At 53.7% G+C, this 23,738-nt stretch carries 29 protein-coding genes and 1 pseudogene; 20 read left to right on the top strand and 10 right to left on the bottom strand.

Annotated elements, in window-relative coordinates:
- The first annotated feature begins 23 nt into the window (after positions 1-23).
- The 4 genes and pseudogenes from ACR3E4_RS20135 (at position 24) to ACR3E4_RS20150 (ending at position 3,412) form a co-directional block, all read left to right on the top strand.
- On the top strand, positions 24-920 hold the full coding sequence (locus ACR3E4_RS20135; RefSeq protein WP_480531056.1) for an EamA family transporter: 897 nt from the start codon (positions 24-26) through the stop codon (positions 918-920).
- A 227-nt stretch (positions 921-1,147) separates the two neighbouring features.
- Entirely contained in the window at positions 1,148-1,927 is a 780-nt protein-coding gene (locus ACR3E4_RS20140; protein WP_480531058.1) for a 3'-5' exonuclease, read from the top strand.
- 349 nt (positions 1,928-2,276) lie between these two features.
- Positions 2,277-2,411 (top strand): annotated as a pseudogene (locus ACR3E4_RS20145) (MerR family transcriptional regulator); the annotation flags it as partial.
- Positions 2,412-2,428: 17 nt separating this feature from the next.
- Positions 2,429-3,412: a tyrosine-type recombinase/integrase gene (locus ACR3E4_RS20150; RefSeq protein WP_480531060.1), complete on the top strand. Its 984-nt coding sequence runs from the start codon at positions 2,429-2,431 to the stop codon at positions 3,410-3,412.
- 221 nt (positions 3,413-3,633) lie between these two features.
- Here the strand turns inward: ACR3E4_RS20150 and ACR3E4_RS20155 are convergent, their stop codons facing one another.
- On the bottom strand, positions 3,634-4,728 hold the full coding sequence (locus ACR3E4_RS20155; protein WP_170670437.1) for a site-specific integrase: 1,095 nt from the start codon (positions 4,726-4,728) through the stop codon (positions 3,634-3,636).
- Positions 4,729-5,086: 358 nt separating this feature from the next.
- Between ACR3E4_RS20155 and ACR3E4_RS20160 the strand changes: the two genes are divergently transcribed.
- A complete protein-coding gene (locus ACR3E4_RS20160) occupies positions 5,087-5,521 on the top strand; it encodes a helix-turn-helix domain-containing protein (RefSeq protein ID WP_480531062.1) in 435 nt (144 codons plus the stop codon).
- Entirely contained in the window at positions 5,521-6,096 is a 576-nt protein-coding gene (locus ACR3E4_RS20165) for a hypothetical protein (protein WP_170670435.1), read from the top strand. Before ACR3E4_RS20160 ends, ACR3E4_RS20165 begins: the two co-directional genes overlap by 1 nt.
- Before the next feature lie 752 nt (positions 6,097-6,848).
- On the opposite strand, the gene ACR3E4_RS20170 is transcribed toward ACR3E4_RS20165, so the two are convergent.
- Complete coding sequence (locus tag ACR3E4_RS20170; protein WP_010442296.1) at positions 6,849-7,082, bottom strand: hypothetical protein; 234 nt, start codon at positions 7,080-7,082, stop codon at positions 6,849-6,851.
- 135 nt (positions 7,083-7,217) lie between these two features.
- On the opposite strand from ACR3E4_RS20170, the gene ACR3E4_RS20175 reads away from it, so the two are divergent.
- The 12 genes from ACR3E4_RS20175 (at position 7,218) to ACR3E4_RS20230 (ending at position 17,131) form a co-directional block, all read left to right on the top strand.
- Complete coding sequence (locus ACR3E4_RS20175) at positions 7,218-7,970, top strand: Crp/Fnr family transcriptional regulator (protein WP_170596903.1); 753 nt, start codon at positions 7,218-7,220, stop codon at positions 7,968-7,970.
- A 445-nt stretch (positions 7,971-8,415) separates the two neighbouring features.
- A complete protein-coding gene (locus tag ACR3E4_RS20180; RefSeq protein WP_170336653.1) occupies positions 8,416-8,724 on the top strand; it encodes a hypothetical protein in 309 nt (102 codons plus the stop codon).
- Between the two features lie 3 nt (positions 8,725-8,727).
- On the top strand, positions 8,728-9,081 hold the full coding sequence (locus ACR3E4_RS20185; protein ID WP_170670434.1) for a hypothetical protein: 354 nt from the start codon (positions 8,728-8,730) through the stop codon (positions 9,079-9,081).
- The gene (locus ACR3E4_RS20190; protein ID WP_170789862.1) at positions 9,071-9,925 is read left to right on the top strand and encodes a hypothetical protein; all 855 of its coding nucleotides are present in this window, start codon (positions 9,071-9,073) and stop codon (positions 9,923-9,925) included. Before ACR3E4_RS20185 ends, ACR3E4_RS20190 begins: the two co-directional genes overlap by 11 nt.
- Before the next feature lie 93 nt (positions 9,926-10,018).
- Positions 10,019-11,218, top strand: a complete 1,200-nt coding sequence (locus ACR3E4_RS20195; protein ID WP_170670432.1) for a DUF1611 domain-containing protein — start codon at positions 10,019-10,021, stop codon at positions 11,216-11,218.
- Entirely contained in the window at positions 11,215-12,330 is a 1,116-nt protein-coding gene (locus tag ACR3E4_RS20200) for an alanine/ornithine racemase family PLP-dependent enzyme (protein ID WP_170670431.1), read from the top strand. Before ACR3E4_RS20195 ends, ACR3E4_RS20200 begins: the two co-directional genes overlap by 4 nt.
- Positions 12,331-12,502: 172 nt before the next feature.
- On the top strand, positions 12,503-12,637 hold the full coding sequence (locus tag ACR3E4_RS20205; protein WP_269149748.1) for a hypothetical protein: 135 nt from the start codon (positions 12,503-12,505) through the stop codon (positions 12,635-12,637).
- A 79-nt stretch (positions 12,638-12,716) separates the two neighbouring features.
- On the top strand, positions 12,717-13,289 hold the full coding sequence (locus tag ACR3E4_RS20210) for a hypothetical protein (RefSeq protein WP_170545357.1): 573 nt from the start codon (positions 12,717-12,719) through the stop codon (positions 13,287-13,289).
- A 557-nt stretch (positions 13,290-13,846) separates the two neighbouring features.
- A complete protein-coding gene (locus ACR3E4_RS20215) occupies positions 13,847-14,479 on the top strand; it encodes a tyrosine-type recombinase/integrase (RefSeq protein ID WP_170670430.1) in 633 nt (210 codons plus the stop codon).
- 1,502 nt (positions 14,480-15,981) lie between these two features.
- The gene (locus tag ACR3E4_RS20220; RefSeq protein WP_170670428.1) at positions 15,982-16,119 is read left to right on the top strand and encodes a hypothetical protein; all 138 of its coding nucleotides are present in this window, start codon (positions 15,982-15,984) and stop codon (positions 16,117-16,119) included.
- Entirely contained in the window at positions 16,119-16,808 is a 690-nt protein-coding gene (locus ACR3E4_RS20225) for a hypothetical protein (RefSeq protein WP_170670427.1), read from the top strand. The genes ACR3E4_RS20220 and ACR3E4_RS20225 overlap by 1 nt, the downstream gene beginning before the upstream one ends.
- Before the next feature lie 74 nt (positions 16,809-16,882).
- Positions 16,883-17,131 carry a ParB N-terminal domain-containing protein gene (locus tag ACR3E4_RS20230; RefSeq protein WP_170452343.1) on the top strand — a complete coding sequence of 83 codons (249 nt, stop codon included), beginning with the start codon at positions 16,883-16,885 and terminating at the stop codon, positions 17,129-17,131.
- Here the strand turns inward: ACR3E4_RS20230 and ACR3E4_RS20235 are convergent.
- The 3 genes from ACR3E4_RS20235 to ACR3E4_RS20245 form a co-directional block, all read right to left on the bottom strand.
- A complete protein-coding gene (locus ACR3E4_RS20235) occupies positions 17,123-18,136 on the bottom strand; it encodes a fatty acid desaturase (RefSeq protein ID WP_480531067.1) in 1,014 nt (337 codons plus the stop codon). The genes ACR3E4_RS20230 and ACR3E4_RS20235 overlap by 9 nt on opposite strands.
- Positions 18,137-18,208: 72 nt before the next feature.
- On the bottom strand, positions 18,209-18,415 hold the full coding sequence (locus tag ACR3E4_RS20240) for a cold-shock protein (RefSeq protein WP_170430361.1): 207 nt from the start codon (positions 18,413-18,415) through the stop codon (positions 18,209-18,211).
- 503 nt (positions 18,416-18,918) lie between these two features.
- Entirely contained in the window at positions 18,919-19,308 is a 390-nt protein-coding gene (locus ACR3E4_RS20245; protein WP_480531069.1) for a MerR family transcriptional regulator, read from the bottom strand.
- Positions 19,309-19,406: 98 nt separating this feature from the next.
- Here ACR3E4_RS20245 and ACR3E4_RS20250 point away from each other — a divergent pair, with 98 nt between their 5' ends.
- Together ACR3E4_RS20250 and ACR3E4_RS20255 are read left to right on the top strand one after the other, a co-directional pair.
- Positions 19,407-19,730 (top strand): hypothetical protein, encoded by a 324-nt coding sequence (locus ACR3E4_RS20250; RefSeq protein ID WP_480531071.1) that lies wholly within the window; start codon positions 19,407-19,409, stop codon positions 19,728-19,730.
- Between the two features lie 4 nt (positions 19,731-19,734).
- Entirely contained in the window at positions 19,735-19,953 is a 219-nt protein-coding gene (locus tag ACR3E4_RS20255; protein ID WP_253284533.1) for a GDCCVxC domain-containing (seleno)protein, read from the top strand.
- Positions 19,954-20,169: 216 nt separating this feature from the next.
- Here the strand turns inward: ACR3E4_RS20255 and ACR3E4_RS20260 are convergent, their stop codons facing one another.
- The 5 genes from ACR3E4_RS20260 to ACR3E4_RS20280 form a co-directional block, all read right to left on the bottom strand.
- Positions 20,170-20,793 carry a mobile mystery protein B gene (locus ACR3E4_RS20260; RefSeq protein ID WP_311201794.1) on the bottom strand — a complete coding sequence of 208 codons (624 nt, stop codon included), beginning with the start codon at positions 20,791-20,793 and terminating at the stop codon, positions 20,170-20,172.
- Entirely contained in the window at positions 20,790-21,251 is a 462-nt protein-coding gene (locus ACR3E4_RS20265) for a helix-turn-helix domain-containing protein (RefSeq protein WP_170417143.1), read from the bottom strand. The genes ACR3E4_RS20260 and ACR3E4_RS20265 overlap by 4 nt, the downstream gene beginning before the upstream one ends.
- 192 nt (positions 21,252-21,443) lie before the next feature.
- Positions 21,444-21,770, bottom strand: coding sequence for a hypothetical protein (locus ACR3E4_RS20270; RefSeq protein ID WP_237218009.1), 327 nt, complete (start codon positions 21,768-21,770; stop codon positions 21,444-21,446).
- Complete coding sequence (locus ACR3E4_RS20275; RefSeq protein ID WP_170670425.1) at positions 21,754-23,316, bottom strand: relaxase family protein; 1,563 nt, start codon at positions 23,314-23,316, stop codon at positions 21,754-21,756. Before ACR3E4_RS20275 ends, ACR3E4_RS20270 begins: the two co-directional genes overlap by 17 nt.
- A complete protein-coding gene (locus ACR3E4_RS20280) occupies positions 23,310-23,738 on the bottom strand; it encodes a plasmid mobilization protein (RefSeq protein ID WP_260026622.1) in 429 nt (142 codons plus the stop codon). Before ACR3E4_RS20280 ends, ACR3E4_RS20275 begins: the two co-directional genes overlap by 7 nt.

The following is a 23,738-nucleotide window of genomic DNA, read 5'->3' on the forward strand; positions in this document are numbered from 1 at the left end:
ACGCCTTAGCCGGGAGACATACTATGTCACGCTCAACCGATATTCTTCTCACCTCACTCGCCCCAGCGGTATGGGGAAGCACTTATCTGGTAACTACCGAAGCGCTCCCGGCTGGCTATCCGATTACCCTGGCTGCGTTACGAGCTCTGCCTGCTGGCTTGTTGTTGCTCGCAGTGACGCGCTGCGTTCCACCACGCGAATGGCTCGGTCGAACTTTCATCTTAGGCAGCCTCAATTTCGCTCTGTTCTGGGTGCTCCTCTTCGTTGCTGCGTATAGGTTGCCCGGTGGTGTGGCCGCCACCCTAGGATCGTTGCAAGCGATGATCGTGATTTTGATGGCGTGGGGATGGCTGGGAACCCCAATCCGACTTGGTGCTCTCGCCGCCGCCGCGACTGGCGTAATGGGTGTGTCTCTGCTGCTGATCGGACCAGAAGCACAACTTGATTGGATCGGTATAGCAGCGGGTTTGGGAGGAGCCGCGTCAATGGCTGCTGGCACTGTTCTCAGTCGGAAATGGCAACCTCCGGTCTCGGCGCTTAGTTTCACTGCGTGGCAATTAACAGCCGGTGGTTTGATACTGCTGCCAGTCGCTCTGTTTCTTGAGCCGCCTCTACCTGCGCTCAGCGCGACAAATGTCGCCGGCCTGATTTGGCTTGGGTTGATTGGTGCTGCAGCAACCTATGCTCTTTGGTTTCGTGGGATAGCGCGCCTTGAACCTAGTGCAGTTTCGATGCTTGGCATGATGAGTCCTTTGACTGCCGTCGCGCTCGGCTGGGTATACCTAGGACAAACGCTTAGCATCACTCAGTCTATAGGAGCAGCCATAGTTATTGGTTCTGTTGTGGTTGGCCAGAGCGTGAGCCGAAGGGACTATTTGGGTTTGAAAAAATGGAGATCAGCAACAGCTGGATCTGTCTAATGGGTGCTGAGTCGCAAACAATAGGCCCAATCACGCAAGCGGGCGAGGAATGGCTCAGCGCCTCGCTCATGCCCGTTCGCCAGATCCCTAGAATATCGAAGTCCTAGGTTTCCCCACGGATGATTAAGGGGATGGGTTCTGGGTCCGCAGTATCCGGACGGTCCAAACCTCCTGTAGCAATGGCCACATTGTGGCCGAACTCGCTAAGTGCTGAGGGCGCTCAGGGCGTGCTTTATAACATCAGTGCTGTCTTGCGTCGAAAACTGCGTTGGACGCTGCCAGTGAGCGTCCCAGCCGGCCTGTTGATGCGCATAGGAGACTGCGGCATTGCGCGCGTGTTCTATACATATCTACTGGCCCCTTGTGCCAAACGCAAAACTCTCGTGCTAAGTCAGCGCATATTCCGTGCACCATTCCCCTGGACGGCGGCTGGTATTGAATTAAGAGGACGATCTCGCAGTCTGAAGGTGAATTACCGAACGTCACATCAGATAAGGTGCCAAAGCGACAGGCTGCTTCCCGAAACATTGGTCGAGGCAGACGGCAATGAAGAGTCCAGGACCGGTGTCACTTCGGTATTCGATGGTCCCGTGCCAACGTTCCGTTCTTTCGCCAATTCCGATGCTGAACTTGAAGCGCTTGTCCAATGGGTGCGTGGTCGGCTGTCAGACGACGACGTGCCGCCTTCCGAATTTGCAGTATTGCTGAGAAACGAAATTGATGCGGAACGTTACGCCGCAGCCTTGTCGGAAGAGAATGTGCAAATCATGCTGATGCATGATGCAAAAGGTGCTGAGTATCGTGCTGTAGCGATCGGCGCGCTAAACGACGGAATACTCCCGGACGATAGACGATTGCTAGCTGCAAAAGACGAGGCACAACTAGACGAAGTTATGAACACTGAACGGCACCTACTTTATGTAGCGGCAACACGGGCTCGGGATCACCTTTGGATGTCAGGTGTTGAGCCGGTGTCCGAGTTCTTGGTCGATCTTTTGGAGGAGTGAACTCATGCCATGTCTTCAGAATGGACGCTTTCGGTGGCTTAGGAGGCGAGGTTAGAGGGGCAACAATCAGTTCTAATGAACGATTTCAAAACACTCTTCTCTACTTTTGCGTGAAGCTTGTCTTTACTCGCAAACGGCACGTTTATTAACAAACTAAGAAGAACGAATGTATACCCGACAGCTTCCGCCGAAGTCTGCTCCAAGGTGTAAATCTTGAAGTATTTACTATCTCGATTGGAAATTCTTTCATTTCATTTCAATAAGTTATGAACTTTATTGAAATCTTAGGCGCATCCCTCGTCGCGATCGCTATAAGCTAAATGATTTTGCCAAAGAGAAGGAGCGCAATTTGTCCCCGCCGTATACCCCCAAAACTCTCGCAGAGCGTTGGAGCTGCAGTTCTGAGACTGTGCGTCAGCTCTGCAAATCCGGCCAGCTCGGATATTTCAGAGTTCAACGCCAGTTTCGAATCCCGGCACACAAAGTAGAGGAGTATGAGCAGTGCAGGAATACAGCATCGGTCGACTCAACAACCGCTTCGTCGTTGTCTGGTATGAGGAAGATGGACGCAGACGCAGGTATCGTCTTGACGCGGACACCCTCGAAAGTGCGGAGGCCGAAGCCCGTGACGTCCTCCTCGCCCAGACAGCCGGAAAGGATGAACTGACCGTTGCAGCGATTTGGAATGCTTATAGTGTGACAGTCGAGGGCCGGCCGGTGCATGAAAGCATGCAATACACTGGCCGTTCTGTGCTGCCTTGGTTTGGAGCATTTCGTCCGGAACAGATAAGCGTGCGGGACTGTAAAGCCTACATAGCCGATCGGCGGCAGGCTGGTATTCAGGACGGCACAATCTGGACACAGCTTGGCAAGCTAAGGACATGTTTGAATTGGGCTGAGAAGACCGGGCTGATTGATAGGGCACCCTACATCGAGCGCCCCAGCAAACCGGCTCCCAAGGAGAGGTATCTGACGCGCCAGGAGATTTCACAGCTCCTGGCGGTCGACTGCGCACCGCACATCAAGCTGGCTATATGGCTGATGCTGTCGACGGCGGCCAGGGTAACGGCTGTGTTAGAACTCACATGGGATCGGGTCGACTTCGAACGCCGCCAAATCAATCTCCGCACTGGCGACGGGCAGAGGAAGGGCAGGGCCATCGTCCCCATGACCGAGAGCCTGTATGCTGCGCTTTTGAACGCCCGAAAGGCCGCATTATCTGACTATGTAGTGGAGTGGGCCGGCGGATCGGTAAAGTCGATCAAGAAAGGCTTCAAGGCGGCCGCAGTCGCGGCGGGCCTGCCTGACGTGTCACCGCACGTCTTGCGGCACACCGCAGCTGTTCATATGGCTGAAGCAAGTATCTCGATGGAGGAGATTGCGCAGTTTCTAGGCCATTCAGACTCCCGGATCACCGCGTCCGTCTACGCGCGCTACAGCCCGGAGCATCTACGAAAGGCTGCCAGTGCGTTGGAGTTCGACTAACGCTCAGGTTCAACGAACCTCGGATCACTGTCTTAAAAACAACAAAGGCGCCCTCAGGCGCCTTGTTTTATTGGTCGGAGTGGCGAGATTCGAACTCACGACCCCTGCCTCCCGAAGGATCAGGCCGGAGCCTAACCCCCTGTATTTATTATGATGCGTTGTCATTTGACTGCTCCTTTGTTAACGTTTGTGATGGTCTATTTCCGGAAATGATCCGGATGTCAGATGGCATCCGCCGCCCCGCGCTGATGGTCTGGGTGGTGGTGCCCGTAGTTCTTTTCGAGCGTCTCGAGGGTCATCCCCAGAAAGCCGCAGGCGTCCCACTTTGGCGCACCCTTCTGCATGAGCCAGGTTGCGCAAGTGTGCCTCAGAGTGTGCGGCACGACTTTCCGGTCTCCCTGACCTTCGAGGCCAGCCGCTACAACGGCGGATCGAAACGCACGCTTGATATTCTGCAGGGACTTGCCGCGATGGGTGACAACGAATTCGTCTTCCGGAAATCGCTTCCGCCTGCGCAACAAGTGTTTCTTCAGGCGCGCGGGCAACCTTGAGCTCGGGCGCTCCTTCTTGGTCCGTCGACGCCCGACCGGATTCCAGTAGATGATGTTGCTGTTGAAATCGATATCGGACCAACGCAAGGACAGGATCGCTTCCTTCCGCTGGCCCGTCAGTAAACCGATACGGAGAAACAGGGTCAGGTGTTCGGTTTTTGACTCCGTCGGCACACCATCTTCCAAAGGGGTATCGAAGCTTCGCGAGGCTTTTATAAGTTTTATCGCTTCATCGCACGTCAGGAACCGGATTCGACCTTCGGGCTTCGGTGGAAGTCGAACGGCTATCCTGCGCGTGATCAGCTGATCTTCTTCGGCGCGCCTGATAGCGGTCGACAACAGGCTGAGTTCTCGTCTGAGCGTGCCGTCCTTGAGACCCTTTTCACCCCGGCCCTTTCGTCGCTTCTGGCAATACTCCTTGATGAGCGCATCATTGATGTCACCAACGGCGTAGCCGTCGAAAAATCGGATGATCGGCTTGGCCGCATTGGCCAAGCGCTCCGGATCGGAGACGTCATCAAGCCGTTTTGCCAGGTAGTGCGAAATTGCGTCGGCCACATAGAATTCGTAAGGCTCGACTGCTCGATCTGGCCTAAAGCGCCTTAGCTTCCACTCTGCGAAGTAGAGTTCAGCCTGGTCGCGATCCCCAGTGCCAGTCGAGTGCTCGCGGCTGCGTCCCCCCTCGGTCCAGTAGATGTACCAGTTGCCCTCGGACGGACGCTTGCGGTCGCGCTCGAGGCGCGGCGGGGATGGCTTTCTGGGCATGTTTTCACCGTGAAATTGTCGACGTACCGCTCCCACGCGCCGGAAGGGATTTTCGGATTTCTACGCCCAGGGGCCGTATAGATGTGGTCCAGCATGTCTTCGCGGATCAGGTAGCGAATATTGGACACAGGAATGCCAACGCGCTCGGCCAGTTCTTTCGGGGTTTCCAAGAGCTTTTCCACGCTTCACCTCCTCAAACTCTTTGCTCACAAATCGAGGCAGTTAATTTCATTTTGCGTTCAGAATGAAACAAACATACGCTGATCTTACGTGAATCGAGCGCGTTGACACGATTTATGGTCATATGTGATTCATATAACCAGTATCGTGGTCAATGCAACCATTAAGAAGGTTTTCTATGACAGTTCCCGGTTTGGGACATCGCCTTGCGGCTGTGCGAAACATGGCAAGCCTCTCCCAAGAGGAGATGGCGCAGCGCCTTGGCGCCAGTCGGAGCGCATACCAGTACTATGAACGCAGCCAGCGGGATTTGACGGCTTCACTACTGTTGAAAATCTACGAGGAATTCGACGTTGATCCGCTCTGGATGCTCGAAGGCGACTCGGAAGATGGCAAGAGCCGAAGGCACGAAGAGATCGCCGCCGCCTATCGTAAGATCGGCATCGCAGTCGAGCGCCGGATCAATGAACGCGGACTGACTGTGACCCCTGAAAAGAAGTGGGATGCCATCGATTTTCTCTTCGATGAGTTCCTGAACACCGATGCCCTGACGATTGAAGGCGGGGAACCGGACACAACAAGGATCGACAGCGTATTGAGGCTTGTAAGCTGATGTTGAATGAAGAATTTCCCGATGAAGTGCTGAAACTACGCCCGCGAAAGCTGCGGCTTGGTCAGGATATAGAGCGCCTGCTCGAAGGCGTCTGCGGGGCTGAAGAAGTCCCCGATCGCGAAGGTCAGAAGAAACACCTGCGCCCGAAAGCGGATAGTATCAATGCGGTCCGCTGCGCAGCCTGCGGACAGGTTGAGTACATCACACGCGATTATTGCCGTTGTGACCACTACATCGCTGGCCAAGTCATGGACGAATTCCTAGCATGGGAGCGCGATTTGGTCGAGATTCATGCCCGGTTGGCTGCGGAAGCCGAGGAAAAGATGAAACCAGTCAAGTGGTCAGCCCTGGCTGCCATGCCATTCTTGATTTGGCCTCTTCTCCAAACTTTGCTCTACAGTGAGCAAATGCCATTGGCGACGGGGCTTTGGTTCTTCCCGGGCATGGTAATTCTTGGCCTGTGTGCCGTGATCGAAAAGGTTATTACCCGGAAGCGCGATATCAGCGCATATGCGGTCGAAACCGCCACCTTCGAACAATTTCTAACTGAGCGCATTCCCGTTTCGAACAACTAACTTCACATGAGCAAAGCCCCACAGATCGACGAGTTCGTCGCGCACTGGAAATACACCGGTGGGAGCGAACATGCCAGACTCGAAGAATTTTGGTCAGTGCTCACCGAGTCGTCACACTATCATGTTCAGGATTTGACGGGCACGAATGCAGACTTCGGCGGTGCTCTTTTTCCTTCTGACCACAGATTTTATCCTCAGACGCGTATCATTTAGCTGGTACGGGGACTTTAACAGAGCGAGGGCCATAATCGTACACCTGCCGTTCGCTTCAACAGGAGCGAACTGGTAAGATGCGGGACAAACCGGACTTGTGCGATTGCGGCAATTGCTGACGCAGCATTGATTTGCTGTCGCAACACATTCATCGCTGCGTTGCAGCTGTTGTCGCCAGACCGGTCATTCAAAGCTATGATGATGCGATACTATCAAACTGTAGTTTCGAGGCACATAGGATCAGCAACTTAGACGCCGAACAAAGCCAACGTTTGCGTTGTCGCAGGCAGTGCAGCAGGACAGGCCATGCGGGCCTTCAGCCAGTAAGCAAATTCTCGTTGTGGCTCATGCAGGTGGCGGGGAAGAGGGAGTAATTCGCGGTCGTGGAATTTTTCATTAAGTTGAGATATTGCAGAGATTGGATCTTTGGTTCTTGCTTCGTGTTTGAATTGATCGGGAACGAAGCACCAATAGTGCTTCTATTTGTTGTTATGCTTTTTAGACGAGCGTAATCTTGTTTTTCTGACAGGAAATTAACGTTACTGCCGAACGCGATAGCCGGAAGCAATGATCTTGTTTATCAGAACAGCGGCGGCCTGGTGCATGTCCTTTTCATCGTTATTGCCGACCGCTGTTTCGTGGACAGCAGCTGCGTCATGCAGAACTCCCACAATTTCATGTTCGGGCAGAAGCTCACGATCTTTAATTGCAAGCAAAAGCGCTTCACAAATTGAGAGTGCGGCCATTCCTGAATGGTCTTGCCGGTCAGCCATGGTAGACGTCCTTTTCTAACAGGCGTCCAAGCATGGAAGCGCCACGATGAATTGCACCATACTGGCATAGATTGCTGTATACTTAACTGATCGAAAGCAGTCTTGGCGTCGGATAGTTTCGCAGGCTGCTCATCGATGAAGGAAGAACACTTGCGCACTATCAAAAATAGTCCACTCACCCGAAAGCTTTCAAACTTCGTCGCTCTGACTGAGGTTGAACTTGCGGTATTGGCACGCCTGCACAAGCGTCGCAGAACCTTTGAAGCCGGACGTGACCTTGTGCATCAAGGGCAATCAGAGCAGGCTGCCTACATTCTGGCCTCGGGCTGGGTTTGTTCCTACAAAACCCAGACTGACGGGTCGCGTCAGATCGTCGATTTCCAAATACCGGGTGACTTTCTGGGCTTGCGAAGCGTTCTGCTGCACACCTCGGATCACAGCATAGAACCAATCATGGAAATCCAAGCCATTGAAGTAGTAGTGGATGATCTCCTGGAAGCATTTGCGCAAACGCCCCGGCTGGCGACAGCAATCCTTTGGGCGGTCTCTAGAGATGAAGCGATGGTGGTTGAGCACCTGGTCAACATAGGACGGCGAGATGCGGGTGAGCGCATGGCGCATTTTCTTTTGGAACTTGGTGTGAGGCTGACTCAGGTCGGGATGGCAACCAAGATGGGATATACCTGCCCACTGACACAATACCATCTTGCCGATACGCTGGGACTTAGTGCCGTGCATGTTAATCGTGTCCTACGGCAACTGCGGGAAAAGGGGCTGGTTACTTTTCAATCCGGGCAAGTGGTATTTGATGATTATGACGGACTGGTGACGTTGGCCGGTTTTGACCCCACTTATCTGGATCAGGCCGGGCCACTGTTGAAGCAATAAGTTCACCCCTACAGCGATGCCGGGATTTTGATGATCGTTGCCTGTTAGAGACGGAATTCGCTTCGGCAGATTTGGGATTTCACTGAAAAAGAAGCGCAAGATAAATACAGTCCGATTGCGGTACTGGATTTCCTGCGCTTCTCAATTACTCGTTAAGAACACGCCAGCAAATATCCCGCCAACATACATCACGTTGCCGGAATCCAAACATCGTTGCACTGACGCAGGTTAGTCAATTTTTTACAGTACCTGATCCTCGGGCACCAAATGCATTTGAAATTCCAATAAAATCTCAGGTCATTGGTCGAAGACTAACATCGATCAGCGCGCGTCTGCCATTTGCACATTATTCTAAATTACAACGCCAGTACTACCGCAGCGCTTACGAGCGTGTACCGCGGCAGACTGCGCGGGGAAGATCCAACAAACTATATGGAGGACCAAGGTGAGCACGAGATCGTCCAGTTCTTTGGTGACGTTTTCAAATCCGTTCTCTTTGTCCGGCTACCCGGATGAACTTCCTGCAGGCGAGTATGAAGTAGTTGTTGAAGAAGAACTACTACAGGGCCTGAGTTTCGAAGCATATCGCAGAACCGGAACCTACCTGACAGTTCAGGGCAAAGGCAGCAAGCCAGGCCGCACGGAAATGCGCCCAATTGACCCAGAAGATTTTGAACTGGCGCTTAAGCACGACCAGACCTTGGCCACATCTAACAATGACAGCGATGCGGCGCTTTCCCCGCAGGAGGAATAGATTATGAACACGCCCGAATGGCTTAAACCCGGAATCTACGGTGCTCTGATCGGCGGGGTTTTCGTAGGCGTCGTTGGATTTTCATGGGGTGGATGGATGACCGGCGGTAGCGCGGACAAGATGGCCAACGCCATGTCCCGCGATAATGTAATCGCTGCGTTGGTTCCGATCTGCGTCGACATGGCGAGAACTGACACTCAACGCGCCGAAAAAATAACGACGATCAAAGAGGCTTCTTCTTTCAAGCGAAAGGATGCCGTTATGGCAGCCGGCTGGGCAACGGTACCGGGATCTCAAACCCCCAACAAAGATCTGGCACAGGCCTGCATTGAGGGGCTGAACCTGGATGGATCGTAACTCAATCACTCAACATTCGGACAAAGCCGTTTGCACCAGGACAAATCGAAAAAATCAGCACTGGTTTTACTCTCACTTTATGACGGCGCTGTTTGTCGGCGTTTTCAGCTGCTTGGCGGGCTCCTTTATCTCATCAAGTCCCGCATCGGCAGAAACAAATTCGATCCCGGATAACGCGCATCCCAATAAGTATGGCGACGGTTGGGAATGCGATTTGTCCTATCGGTTGGAAGGCGAAGAATGCGTGGCCATTGTCGTGCCGGGAAATGCCTACCCCACAAACAGAACATACGGCTCAGGGTGGGCATGTATGCACGGCTTTGTTGAAGTTGGCGGCACCTCATGCACTGAAGTGATTGTGCCTGAAGGTGGATATCTCGATCCATCAGGTGAGAGGTGGCGGTGCCTGCGTGGATACACAAGAGTAGACGATAGCTGCCAGAAAATCGTGGTGCCGGATAATGCTTACCTGACGAATAGCACTTATGGATCTGCATGGCATTGCAACCGTGGCTACGAAAAAGACGGAGAAGCATGCGTGGCAGTAGCGGTACCGGAAAACGCTTTTCTGAACGCATCAACCAGCGGGCGTCCCTGGACGTGCGAGCGTGGGTTTTTTGAGCGCGACGGACGGTGCGATGCCGTGTTTGTGCCTGAAAATGCTTTCTACGATGACGCGATCCATGGAGTTGGATGGAAATGCGAACGTGGCTACGAGGCGTCCGGTGATCGCTGCAATGCAATCGAGCTGCCGGCAAATGCCCATATCGACCGATCCGGCAATGGGTGGCAATGCCACAAAAACTATCATCGATCAGAAGGGCTGTGTGTTCTGAACCAGTGAGAATTCAGACAGAAAGCCCACTTTCCCAAACTTCACAATTTTTGCCCGTCCTTACCAAGGACGCGCGTTTCACACTCCAAAAAAGGAACAAATATGAAACCCGTACCCATTGCGTCGGATGCCAAGCAGTTCATTGCCAGCGATGCGCAAAAGCTGGCGCCTGAACAAGCAGTTTTTCCAGAGCTTCACCGCAAGACACTCGTGACAGATACACCGACTGCAATTGTGTATTGCGAAGGAAACTTCGCAAAGATCGATGGCAAGACGGCTAATGGTCTCGTTCGACATTCACAGGCCTATCGCGTTCTTTCGGTGATCGACAGCACGTATGGCGGTTGTGACAGTGGCAAAGTGCTTGATAATATCGCAAATCAGGTTCCCATCTTCGATGATCTTGATGCCGCCGTCGCTAATGAAGCTACGATCCCCGACACTTTTATTTACGGAATGGCGCCGGCCAGCGGCAGAATGTCCCTTGAGGATCGCGAAGTTGTTGTGGATGCGATAACGCTCGGAATGAACATCGTCAGTGGGCTGCATGAATTTCTTAGCGATGACAAGGAGCTCGCCGGATTTGCCAAAATTCACGATGTCACGATACGCGACATTCGCAAGCCGCGGCCAAATCCCGACCTACGCCTGTTAGATGGCAGTATTGGAGACGTCCAGGCGATCCGCATCGCAGTGTTCGGCACCGATTGTGCAATTGGAAAGCGTACAACCGCGACAATCCTGACAGGCGCACTTAACGCGCATGGGATCAAAACAGTTTTGGTCGGCACCGGCCAAACTGGTTTGATGCAGGGCGCCAAGTATGGTGTCGCGATGGATTCGGTGCCGCCGCAATTTTGTTGTGGCGAACTTGAGCGCGCTGTCGTTGCGGCATCCGAGGGTGAGCACCCGGATGTAATAGTGATCGAGGGCCAGGGCGCGCTAAGCCATCCGGCTTTTTGCACATCAGCCTTCATTCTGCGAGGCAGTCAGCCACATGCAGTTATTCTTCAACACGCGCCTAAACGAAAACGTCGATGTGATTTCCCCAACATGACAATGCCCGACCCTTGCGATGAAATCACCCTGATCGAGGCTTTTGCGAACACAGAGGTAATTGGCATGACGATCAACCATGAAGGAATGAATGATATTGAGATTTCAAAGGCCATCACAGACTATAACCGCAAATTGTATCTCCCGGTCACTGACGCATTGAACCGTCCTCCAAAAAACTTGGTGAATATGGTTCTATCTGCCTTTCCGCGCTTGCAACCCGTACGTGCTACGACGATTGAATGAGCAAGCTGCGTATTGACGTTGATCTGGACAAAATTCGGTACAACACACGGTTCCTGGTCGACCACCTTAGACCCCGCGGAATTACGGTGACAGGTGTGACAAAAGCCGTTTGCGGTCATCCTGAGATTGCGAATGCTATGCTTGAAGGTGGCGCGACAGGGCTGGCGGACGCGCGGATCAGCAATATCATACGTATGCGCGATGCTGGGATCTCGTGCTCCATATCCTTGATCCGAACGCCCATGCTGAGCCAGGTCGCGCAAGTTGTTGATAACTGCAATGTCAGCTTCAACACAGAAATGGACATTATCGCAAGCCTGGCCGTGAGTGCGCTGGGAAAGAACATTACTCACAGTATTATCCTGATGGTGGAAATGGGGGATATGCGGGATGGCATCTTGCCTGAACACCTTGAGCGCACTGTGTCTCAAATTCTTAGAATGGAAGGGATTTCTCTGAAGGGGATTGGTGCAAATTTTGCCTGTCTGGGTCATGTGGCACCCTCTGCAGGAGCAATGGAATTGCTTTCGTCGCTTGCCGTCGATACCGAACTTGCAAGTGGACCCGCTCTGGAAACAGTGTCAGGCGGCGGTTCTGCCAGTTTGCCATGGGCGCTTGGCAAGGGGGCGACCGGAAAGATCAACAACCTGCGTCTGGGTGAGGCCATCCTGTTAGGTACCGATCCCGTTTCGGGATACGCGATCGACGGGCTTTACACAGATGTTTTTACGCTTTGGGCGGAAGTGATCGAAACGAAGACCAAATCAAATCCAAATCCCTTGCAATTGAATTATCCCATACCTTCAATGCAGTGTGTGACTTTAGACAGTCCTTCGAACACTCGGTCGATCCTCGCCATTGGACTTCAGGACACCGATGCTGCGGGTCTAATATTCCCTGCTGGCGTCACGTTCGTCGGAGCCACCAGTGATCATATCGTTGTTGAAACCACCGATTGTCCGGCTCGCGCTGGTGGCGAGATGAAGCTGAGAATGAAGTATGGCGCGCTTTCGCGTAGCATGGCAGCACCCGATGTAGCAAAGGTCTTCCGGGGTGCTAGCGCATTGGCAGAATTCAGCGCTGCGAACAATGATCGCCCATATTCGAAGTGAAGGCAGCGCACCAAGATCGTCGCCGATTAAACCCAAACCTCAGTCTACCGTCTTATTCTACAGCTTTACGTAGTAAATTGGGCCACCAACACCTATATTGGTGGTATCCGCATTCACTTTTCACACCCTATCTGGGCTCGTGGGTGTTGCGGACAATCAAAGGATCAAAATGATGTCTTTCAAAGACCTGACGACCAGGGCGGCTGCCGCACTGAAGGAAAACGATGCGGACGCGTCAAAAAAAGAAGTGACGTCGAAAGGGCAGGACGCCGTCCCCGAAAAATCAAAGCCTAAACCTCAAAACTGATAATACCCTGCCGGGAGCGGGTGGCTTGTTCTTGTCTGCATCTCCGAGCGAACGGTATCAGCAAAGGAGAACTACCCAAATGAACCAGATAATCAGCAAGACAATCGCAGTCTTTTCCAGGCCGTTTACTTTCCCTGGTTTCGACGAATTACTCCCGGCAGGCGAATACGACATAGAAACTGAGCTTTCCGCACCACCAGATTATTCGGACCCAGAAGCCTGGAAGGCCTCGGTGTTAATCTGTCTGCATCCACGGAAATCTCACCCCGGTCTGGCGCGTACCTTGACCGTTTCTCTTACTGATTTGGAGAGAGCCCGCGCAAAGGATAAATTGTCTTCAAAGCAGTTGTCGCAGTTCTTGCTCGACCAACTTTTGGCCGATCCCATGGTGCAATTGATTATGGAAGCGGATGGTGTGTCTGAGACTCAACTTCGGCACCTCTACTCGGAGTCGCTCATTTCTGAGGCAGACGACGGATCATCAGATCAACGAGCCATACCGCGAGGATGCGCAAGCGGTTCTCGGTATGCTTTCGCTGTCCAAGCTGCTGAGAACGAAGGAATGCCAGTTCGTCCTATTAAAACCCCTCGGATTACAGGCCGTCCCATCGGACAGTCTGAACCAGGCAGCTCCTTCAATCTCAAGGCTTAGGGCTCGGAACTTTCTTTTCCAGTCGCTGTATAAACCAAAACAGAAATCGAGGCTAAGAACTGATGGAAGACTTCGACAACGACGCAGATACGATCATGGCTCGCGCCCACAATGACGTGCCGCAAGAACGCCCGTGTCTTCGTTGCAGAACGCCATTCTGGAGCGAAGGGTTCGGAGAGCGGATTTGTCGACGCTGCAAGGGGTTGAGCGCGTGGCGAAATGGCGTATCGGTAAGCCCCGGGTTAGCTCGGCGTCGCTGATAACCTGACGCCGGTCTTTCCAGCTTTTCTGATCATATCTCATTTTATCTTATTGGTGCTGACCCGGGCCTTTTAACGTGGAACCCGATCGGTAATCGGTGCTGAAGACGAAGCGCATGCGCGGTTTGGATTCGAACCGTTTTTCTGTGTAGCGATACGGGCTCAAGCCGCCGAATGCACACGCTGAGACCATGCCAGTATTCAAAATCGGCCAGCAGGCATTCACGCCGCTTGTACTATACGGTGGTCAGCACGGTGCTGTTGCTTGGGTGCGGAGGGTGGATCGGAGTGCAAAATATGCAAAGAGTCCAACTACCTGCAGTCACCCCAAAACCCAGAGCTTGGAACACGGGGCGGATCATCGGTCAGAAACGACCGCTACTCCCAAAACAGGTCTGGGCGATCCGTGCACGGCTCGAACTTGATGGAAATCTGCGTGTCCTCTCAATGTTCAACGTCGCGATTGATAGCAAGCTACGCGGCTGCGATCTGGTCAAACTCGCTGTGACCGATCTTGTCAAAGACGATCGCGTCCGTGAGCGTGTTTCGGTGATCCAGAGCAAAACCAAGCGATCTGTTCAATTCGAACTGACGGAAAACACGCGAGAAACTGTATTGGTATGGGTAAAATCACCGGAAATGTTTGCTAGCCGGTTCATGTTTCCAAGCCGATTCCATGATCGACCACACATCTCGACGCGCCAGTATGGCAGGCTGGTTCGAGACTGGGTGACCGCAATCGGATTGGAACCGAGCGGATATGGCACGCATTCGCTTCGCCGAACCAAAGTAGCTGAGATCTACCGCAAGACAGGAAATCTCCGCGCGGTCCAACTTCTGCTTGGGCACACAAAGGTCGATAGCACCGTGCGATACCTGGGCGTTGAATTGGAAGACGCGCTAAGCATTGCAGAGCGCATAGACATCTGAGACAGTTTGGCGAGCGGCGCTGTCGGTCGCCAATCCATAGTGGTTCTAGTTCTTTTACGCAGGAGTGGGACGTAGCGTGCCCTGAGCGGAAGTGTCAAAATCTTGTTGCGTGCGCTCGCAGCACAGTTTTCTCGGCTCAGGCGCAATTTACAGGGTGCGGGACCGAGCGGCCATTTGATCACGCCGCGAGTACTTGTGCAGAAGCGGCGCGAAAATCGCTGCGTTGCAGCCAATGTTATCAGGCCAGTCATTCATAGTCACGGGGAAGCCTTGATCACATACTCCTCTTTCGCCGCACTCAGGCCAGACAATTTCTTTCGGTAGTTCACCAAGGATCTTGGTCACCGGCAGTTTCAAAAACAACCTGCCCTGGCGGTACTTGCATTGCGACAAGGGAAACTTCCTTGACTCTATTCTGGCTAAGGACCACAAAAGTGCATTGGTGAAAGTTACTCGTCGCCGCGATGCTGCCGGCTTCGATGATCCAATGGCCTTCAGAATAACTGTAGCATGTGCCCCAGCATAGGAACGGGTTTCGCTGGGGTCTTCGCTATGAGCTCGTTCCTCGCAAGCATTCGCAACTGTCACCTGACATGCCCCTGTCACCGCGTGACCTAGGAAAGAAGGCGCCGTATGAACAGCACATGGCCCGTAAATTGCGTGCTTAATGACCGATAGATCAGGTCTCAGGCTCCGTTTCAATCAGTCTTTCATCGTGTTTACGCGCTGCATTCTTTGTTTGATCCCGACACTTTTGGTGTTGCTCTCAGGTACGCCGCTTACTGCCCAAGTTGCAGGCAATGCCGAAGGATCGGTTTGTGACGAAGGTTTCGAAAACAAGAACGGATCGTGTCAAAGAGCAAACGCACCTGAAAATGCGCATTTGACCGGCAGTTCCTATGGTCCAGGTTGGGAATGCAACCATGGATTCAAGCGTGTTGGAGATCTTTGTGAGGAAATAGCAGTTCCTAAAAACGCATATCTTGCATCGACCGGAGATCGATGGAAGTGCAATCGCTTGTTCCAACGTGTCGAAGATAGATGTGAAGAAGTGTTTGTGCCTGAAAACGGGTTCGTCGAAACACGATTTGGTGCTCAAGAAGCACATTGCCACTGGGGTTTTCGCAAAGAGGGCCGGGAGTGCGTTGCAATAGAAGTTCCCGAGAACGGGCGCTTATCTGACAGGCGAAGCGCTGACGGCTGGGTGTGTCTGAGAGGGTTCAAAGCGACGGAAGGTGGCTGTGACTTCGTGATCGTTCCCGATCACGCATACCTCGCGTCTGACACATATTCTGGATGGAAGTGTGAGCGTGGTTTTCGCGCGAACCAGGGCAGGTGTGTTGCGATCTTTGTCCCTTCCAACGCTCACTTAAATCGAAGAGGTGACGGTTGGGAATGCAATCGGCCGTTCAAGAGACAGAATGACAAGTGCGCCGAAAATGTGCCGCGACAATAGGTTGGTGGAAATCAATACCGCCTGAAATATCCGGAAGGACCAAGCCGTGAACCATAACTCGATTGACGAAAACTTGGGTAAAATGCTCAAAGCCGAAAAGGCGCATCGCTGGTCCTACAGAGTAAAGATGATTATCGCGATAGTGGTGTTTGTTGCGGCGATAGTTGTTGTGGTGTTTCTCTGATGCGTAAAAATGCCCCTCAAGTAACCCTTCCCGGTTCAAAGGCATCAGCTCGTGGTCTGGAACAAAGAGCATTTCAGGACCGCAGTGTTCGAAAGGCGCGGAACGCTGACGTATCAGGAGTGGTCGAAGAAGAGTTCGGAAAGTACTTGATTAAGGCTGGTATTCTGAGCGGCAACAGCGTTGCGCGCGCATTTCCCAAGCCACCAGCCAAAACACAGGCAATGATTGCCGATGCAGTAGGTGAAACACCGGCATTGGCCATTGAAACCTTAAAGGAAATTCTCGAAGAACGGGACAGGAAGCGTAGCGGTCAACGCCGTTTGGAGGGAAACTCCGGCACACTCGTTCCCAGTGAAAGAGAATATGCCGAGGCATTGCGCCAGATCAGGTTGACCCCTGCGCAGGTCACAATGCTCAAAGCACTTACAATCGCAGGCAAGGACGGTCTGACCATTGGTCACTTGTCTCAGGCAGCCGGTTACAAATCGCGTGAGGCCTCCATCAAGGTCTTCAAGAAAATAGGACTAATGATCGCAGAATATCTGGAGCTCGAACTTCCCGAAGCCGGATCGGCACAGAATGATGGCGCCGCGCAGGTTCTGGCATTTTCTCACATCGAAAGTGACGATGAGCCAGCAACTTGGATTATGCATCAGGAACTGCGTGATGCTGTTCGTTCGGTCCTATGACGCAAAATCAAGCACCTGATTCCGAAGAGAGTTCCTGACCGTACCAAATGCACGAAAGGTTGCACACGTAGCTTATGCTGGAGAAGAAACCATACCCGCTCGACCTGATCTATGTACCTGTGAAGCGTGCAAAAACACTTGATCAGCAAAAAGTCCTGACGCTGGCCGAAGATATCCTGAAGAACGGCCAGAAGACCCCGATCCAGATACGCGCGGACAACAAAAGGTTCGTACTGATTGAAGGCCTTCACCGACTAGAGGCCATTCGCGCCCTCGGCGGTGATACTGTCGAAGCCTTTTTGGTGCGCGCCAGATTACACTAGACTCTTGTTGGGATTGGCGTTCGACAAAGCCTGAGAAAACGTCAGCAGGCGCTGACTTTCTTCATCCCAAAGATGCAATCGTGCGCAATGAAGGCTCTCATATAGAGTAATACGCTGGCAATTTTCCAACTCGGAATGGTCACGCAAGACCTCGTTTAGCCGATAAAACGGTATGCGGCTGGCAAGGTGGTGAACATGGTGCACACCGATATTGGCAGAGAACCACCGCAGGATGCCTGGCAGGGCGTAGTGAGAACTTCCATAGAATGCGGCGTTCTGAAGATTCCACACTTCTTCCCGCTCCCAAGTCGTGTGTTCAAACTGGTGTTGAATATAGAATAGCCAAATACCAATCGATGCGGCGACGATCATGGTTGGAAGGAATACAAAAACCAGTACATCCAGGCCTCCGGTCCAAAAAATCAGAGCCAGGACCACCGCAATCGCGGCGTTTGTTCCCATTGCACTTGCCCAATACAGCCAGCCTGACCGCATGAAACCAAAGGGCAAGCGATTTTGAAAAAAGAACGTGTAGACCGGTACGATACAGAACAGAAAGAAGGGGTTCCGGATTAACCTATAAGCGGCACGCCCGAACCAATTCCGTTTCAGGTATTCCTCAATGGTCAATGTAGGAATGTCACCCATACCACGCCGATCAAGGTTACCGGTTGAGGCATGGTGAATCGCATGGCTTTGCCGCCAGACGTCATAGGGTGTCAGGGCGAGAACACCCAGAACCCGGCCGGTCCAATTGCAAACGGTGCGGCTTCTAAAGAAAGATCCGTGACCACAATCATGCATGATGATGAAGATACGCACCAGAAATGCGGCGTTCAGGATGGCCAATAGAACAGTGACCCAGATACTAAGGGATAGCGCAAACCACGCTGCGCCCCATAGCGCGAAAAAGGGGATGACAGTGATTGTCAGTTCAATAACGCTACGCTTCGTATCGGGCACACGGTATTGCGCGAGCGCCCGGGTCAATTCCTGCTGTTGCAACTGACTTGTTCTCCAAGGGCTTTTAGCAGCCCATTGTGCAAACGGGCACCCCATGAGGGTGCCCGTAAAAGGTCAGGCCAGTGCCAGATTGGCGGCGCTGTCGCGCCCGTCACGGCCAGCTTCGACGTCAAAAGTGACCTTCTGGCCGTCCTTCAATTCGCTGATGCCGGAACGCTCAAGTGCTGAGATGTGCACGAACACATCGCGCTTGCCATCTTCAGGTTCGATAAAGCCAAAACCTTTGGTCGAGTTGAACCATTTTACTGTGCCATTTGCCATGGTGGAAGTCTCCTAATACTTGCCGCCCGCATTATTGCGGCGACTCGGCGTGGTCGGTCTGAATCGAAAGACTGAACGCCGAGTTTGGGAGACAGCAGGTCGAAAAAGAAAAACGTAAGCCCTGTGTATATGGACTTCGAGTACACACGATACAAGCCTTGATACAACGGAAAGCAACAGAAGATCTAAGTCTGCCCAGCCCAATTTGGGACAAAGATAAGCAGAACCATTGCTCTGTGGTTCGGAAATCAGAGGTCGGCTTCCGATAAAACCTGCCGAATGCGTATGCAGCAAATTGATTGCTCAGGCACGGCAGGTAGGGCTCACTGTCCGAAATCGCCGCGTGCTTCAAGAACACCGCGGCCAGGCACAAATGTTCATTGAGTGATTGAAACATTGCTAAATCAACGAGTTGACCTCTCTAACGAACGGTAGATTCTGCGCGGCCCGAATCTTGGGTCATGCTGCGTTGGCATAGGGCGACTGCGAGCCTCAAAGTGCCATTAGTAGGTCCGTATCTGCGCAAGCATCGGGCAAGAAACGTTCCCGATGTTACAGTTGGCCGTAAGTTCATTCAGGGCGGCCTCCAATCGCTTAAGTTCGATTATCTTCATACGCACATTGGAGATATGAAGCTCGGCCAGTTCCTTAACGGATTGGCAATCCTCGCTATCGCCTTCGGACAGGTTGAGAAGCACCTTTGCATCGGCAAGCGAAAAACCCAAGTCTCGGCACTTCCTTAGAAAACGAAGCCGTCCAACATCGTGCGCGGAGTACGTGCGTCGATTATTCGATGCCCTTTCTGGTTTCGGCACGATCCCTTCGCGTTCGTAATAGCGGATAGTTTCAATTCCGACTCCGCTCTGCCGGGATGCTTCCCCAATCGCAAACATGTGAGATTTCCTGCCTTGATCCTGTAGTGGCTACAGACGTTATACGAGAAGTTGCTGTCTCTACAACTCCGCGCGTCATGGCTCATGAGGGAAACAGAATGCAGAAATACCTTAGCCTCAACTATTTGGGATCGCTATCAGCGCTTGGCGTCGCGACTTGCTGCGTTTTGCCCATGACAATGATGTTACTGGGGCTGGGCGGCAGTTGGTTGGCAATCTTTGGGAATGTTGCGGCAGCGAGTTACTATGTGCTGACGATTTCAACGGCGCTCGTCGCGATATCGTGGCTGGTATCTTATCGGCGCGGTTCCTTACCGACGTTGAAATGGCGGCTTGCAGGAACAACTCTAATCACCGGCTTGGCTTGGGTCGTTGTGTTTAACGAGGCACGGATTAACGATTACCTGATCATGCAGATGTGAGACTATGACAAAACAAACTGTAGTCCTAGAAAGCACCCTGACTTGCCCGAAGTGTGGCCACAGCGAAACCGAGCAAATGCCAACGGATGCTTGCCAGTGGTTCTATGAATGCAAGTCGTGCAAAACAATTTTGAAGCCGTTGGAAGGCGACTGTTGTGTTTACTGTTCATATGCCACGGTCCCGTGTCCACCAATTCAGCTAGGCGATAGCTGTTGCGGATGAAGTGAAGGACGGCTTTGTCGGGCGAACTGTGAGCTGCCGCCGCGAGCATCGCTGCAATTTGCATGAGTGACCGGTTTTTCCGCTGCTTGGCGGCACTAGATATTCGGCAGTTGCAATGTTGTTACTGCTACAAGCGCATGCAGCAATAAAATCCAGGGTACAGGTTGGGCTCGCAACTGACCTTCTCTGCGCACACCATGAATGGCCGTTCCGGCGCTAGCGTACTATATCGCCCCCAGCCTTAAGCGACCCCACAAACTCAATCAATGGCTCAAAATCAAACCCATCAGCAGCCCGTAGTGCCGCGATGTAACGTGTGCGGTGGTCACCGTCCGCAGTCAGTGTCCCACTGCCTGACCAGTCGAGGAATATGTCCGGATCAATCGTGGTTAGGTAGGCATCCGCCATGATCCGAGCCCAGCGTCCGTTACCGTTGGCGAAGGGGTGAACCCATACCAGTTTGTGGTGGAAGCGTGCGGTGGCTTCCAGCGGCTCGTAGGTGCCGTTGTCGCACCAGTATCGGGCGTCGTCGAGGCAGGTGCGCATCTCGGTCGAGATGTGCCAGACCGGCACGCCGATGTTCTTCTCGGTCAAGCGGTAGACGCCTGCCCAATCCCAGACTTGGCCGAACAATCGCTTGTGGACCTCTCGTGCTGCATCGTCGGTCATAACTTCAAATGACTTGGGCCGCCGATCTAGCCAGGTAAGCCCTTCGATAATGTTTTCACCCTCCAGCTCATTCAGCTCGCCGCGCGTGGTGATGTGCTTGGCCTTAAGACCAAGCAACTCGTCCGGTGTCAGTGGTGTTGCGCCGGTGGGTTCGTGCAGTTCCAAGGTCACTTCCAGAAATCCCGCGGCTTCTCACGTGCGATTTCCTTCGCAAGCTCTTCAATCATCTCTTCCTGGCTGCGCAGGCCTTCGATCTGCTCTTCCAAGGCCATGTGCGCGCGGGTGCGTTGTATGATGCGTTTGGCCTTCTTGCGAGCCTGCGCCATGACGATCTCCTCGACCGCTCCTTTGCGCGGAATGATCGCGTAGACCAGTTTACCGCCCATCGCCTCAGCCATCTTGTCCAGCTGGTTAAGGGAGATTGTTCCAGCTTTTTCCTTTTGGATAGAGCTGTAAACGCTGTTCCTGGATACGCTTAGCCGTTCGGCTAGCGTTGGTGCGCTCATGCCAATGGCTTCCTGGAAGGTTGCGATCCAACCTCCAAGTGGCTTGGCGAAGGCCTGAGCCACTTGACTAGCCTGGTTTATCTTGCCTTCGGCTTGCCGCTGTTTTGCGCTTGATACGGACATCTGCCAACCTATGGTTTTGCATATTTACGTCTATTGTAATACTTTAGTATGTCATTCTAACACGATTTGCAATACTATAATATGCCAAGTAATTTGATTTTGCCATGCCATAGCATTGCGGAATTACCAAAAGTTTTCGTAATCGGAAACACTCAAACTCATTGATGTGCTGGGAAGGCCGAGCAGAAATCACTAAGTTTCCGAGAGGAGAAATTGCTGTCCAACGGCAATTTCCTTCGCATTGATACCCAACTCCTTGATCGGATAGCCTTTATCGCCCCACCAACGAATATTTCGCATGTAGCCATTTCCAGCAACGTCCACAAACAAGCAGCGGATGTTCTGGTAGTCGCCCCAGACACCCGCTACGGCAATAAGCGGAACCCCTTCTGGAAGGCAAGCCACCTTTTCAAAACCGCGATAGTCGATGCCGTATTCGCGGGCTTGATGATAGCTCATGGTGAAGTGGTCGTGTGCAAAACTCATTGGTTTCCCTTCTTCACTAAAGTTCCAGACCATGGCTGCGGCCTCGTTCGATCTGCAATTCGTTCAGCTCTGCTTCAGCTTCTCTTCGGCGGCCTTCACTAAGCTCAAGCTCTCGTTCAACTTCGTGTCCAGCGCGTTGTAAGTGGCCTCTTCGTTCAGCAAGCCACGCAACGCCCTCATTGACGCGATCTGCGAGCGTATGAGCAACGTCGTGCAGGCCGCGATACCATCCAATTGGGCTTGCAGCCTCTTCGTTGAGCGTGCCTCTAATCCGCTCAATTCTTTGGCTGAGGTTTCGCAGGCCGTCACCAACCGCTCGACGCAGGCGAGCAAGTCGCGCTCCAAGGCTGTCAGGGGCGTTGTCATTCATCTCTCCTCGATCTTGATGCAAATGACCGGCCTCCCAGCCATCGTGCAGGTCTTCAGCTCGGTCTGGTCGGGGTCCAGCGTCAGCCAGGTCTGTTCCCCTTGGTCGATCCGCGTCAGGCCCAGTTCCGCCAGCTCCGAACGTGTCAGCAGAACCATCCAAAACCAGCTCGCGGCCATCATCGAGGCGATCCCCGTCACGATCAGCCCTGAGATCACCCAAGGAGAGATCGTCAGCCAGCGCCTGATCTGCTCGGTCCGTGTCTCGAACAAGCTCCTGCTCTCGTTCAGGAAGTGACGCGTATCGCTCTCGATGGTACGCCGCGCGTCGCTCACAATGGCTGTCAAATCGGTTCTGAAGCTCTCCAGCTGGGATGCCATCGAGGCGGCGTAGTCTTGGCGTATCGTGTCCAGCTCCGCGTTCAGTTTCTCGCTCAGCCGCGTCGGCTTGCCAGTCTTCATGAAAAATCTCTCCTTTAAGGCGCCAGCGTTCGCCGGACGCGGGGTCTTGGGCGGTCAGATAGGATTTGCCCGCACGAGGTAGGTCGAAGCCCGCGTCGGTAAGCGCCTCGATCATGCTTGCACGATCCTCGATCAGACCCATGGAAATCTGATCGAGGATCCACGCATGCAGTTCGTCGCGGCCTTGGGCGCGGTTCGGAGCTTCGATGGTGTCACGCACTTCTTGGGTGCGCTCCAGTTCCATTGGATCGGCCCAGCCGTGGCGCTGGTTCATCAGGTCGCGCAGGCTGTCATAGGCGTCCTGGTAGCCCGGTGGCGCGATGTTAAGGCTGCGCCCGGTGGTCAGCTCCAGACGCGGGGTGCAGAAATGCAGCTCGACGCGGTCTTCGTGGCTGTGACGGACCCAGAGCATGTCATACTGCTCGCCGTCCAGCCCGGCGAAGGCTAGTTGCTCAAAGGCGTCCATTACCTCGGCCTGCCGCGCCTCGCTGGGAGCATCCTCGGTGGCAAAGCTGATCACGCCTGCACGATAGGTCCACTGGTGACGGCTCGCATCGATCAGGGCCTCGGTGCGGCTGGGATCGCCACGCAGCACCTCGGGCAAGGGATCGCGCGTCACCGTCAGCGGCTGGCCGTCTGCATCGCGGATCAGGTCACGGTTGCCATCGTAGGCCAGCACGCGCTCAGCCACGAGGTAGCCGACCGGCCCGGCGCCCGCGCCCTTGCCGTTGGGAAAGAACTTGATCAGCACCGCCGCGCCTCGTCGAGGAGCTGGGCAAGCTGGCGTTCGATCACCAACAGGCGGCGAGCAACCGCCAGGCTGTCGAGGTCGGTGCGACCCACCAGCATCGCCCGGTTCAGCCAACGCGCAATCTGGTTGAGGTTGCCGCCGATACGCCCCACGGCCAGCACTAGCGCCGGATCGACGCGCGGCACGGGCTTGCGACGGCGGGCCTCGGTCAGGCCAAGTGCCTCCCGCAGGAGCGTCGCGGCGGGCAGGCCAGCGGCCTCGGCTCTGGCGCGCAGCTCGGCCTTCTCGGTCGCCGTGCAACGGAAGACAAAGGTCTCTGTCAGCGGCTCCTTCGCGCGGGGCTTGCCCGCGCCGGTGGGGTTCGAAGGGGAGGCTTGCCGCCCCTCGCAAGGTCCCATGTCATCCGCGCCAGCGTATGACAT

Source organism: Ruegeria sp. AP11 (assembly GCF_056535865.1).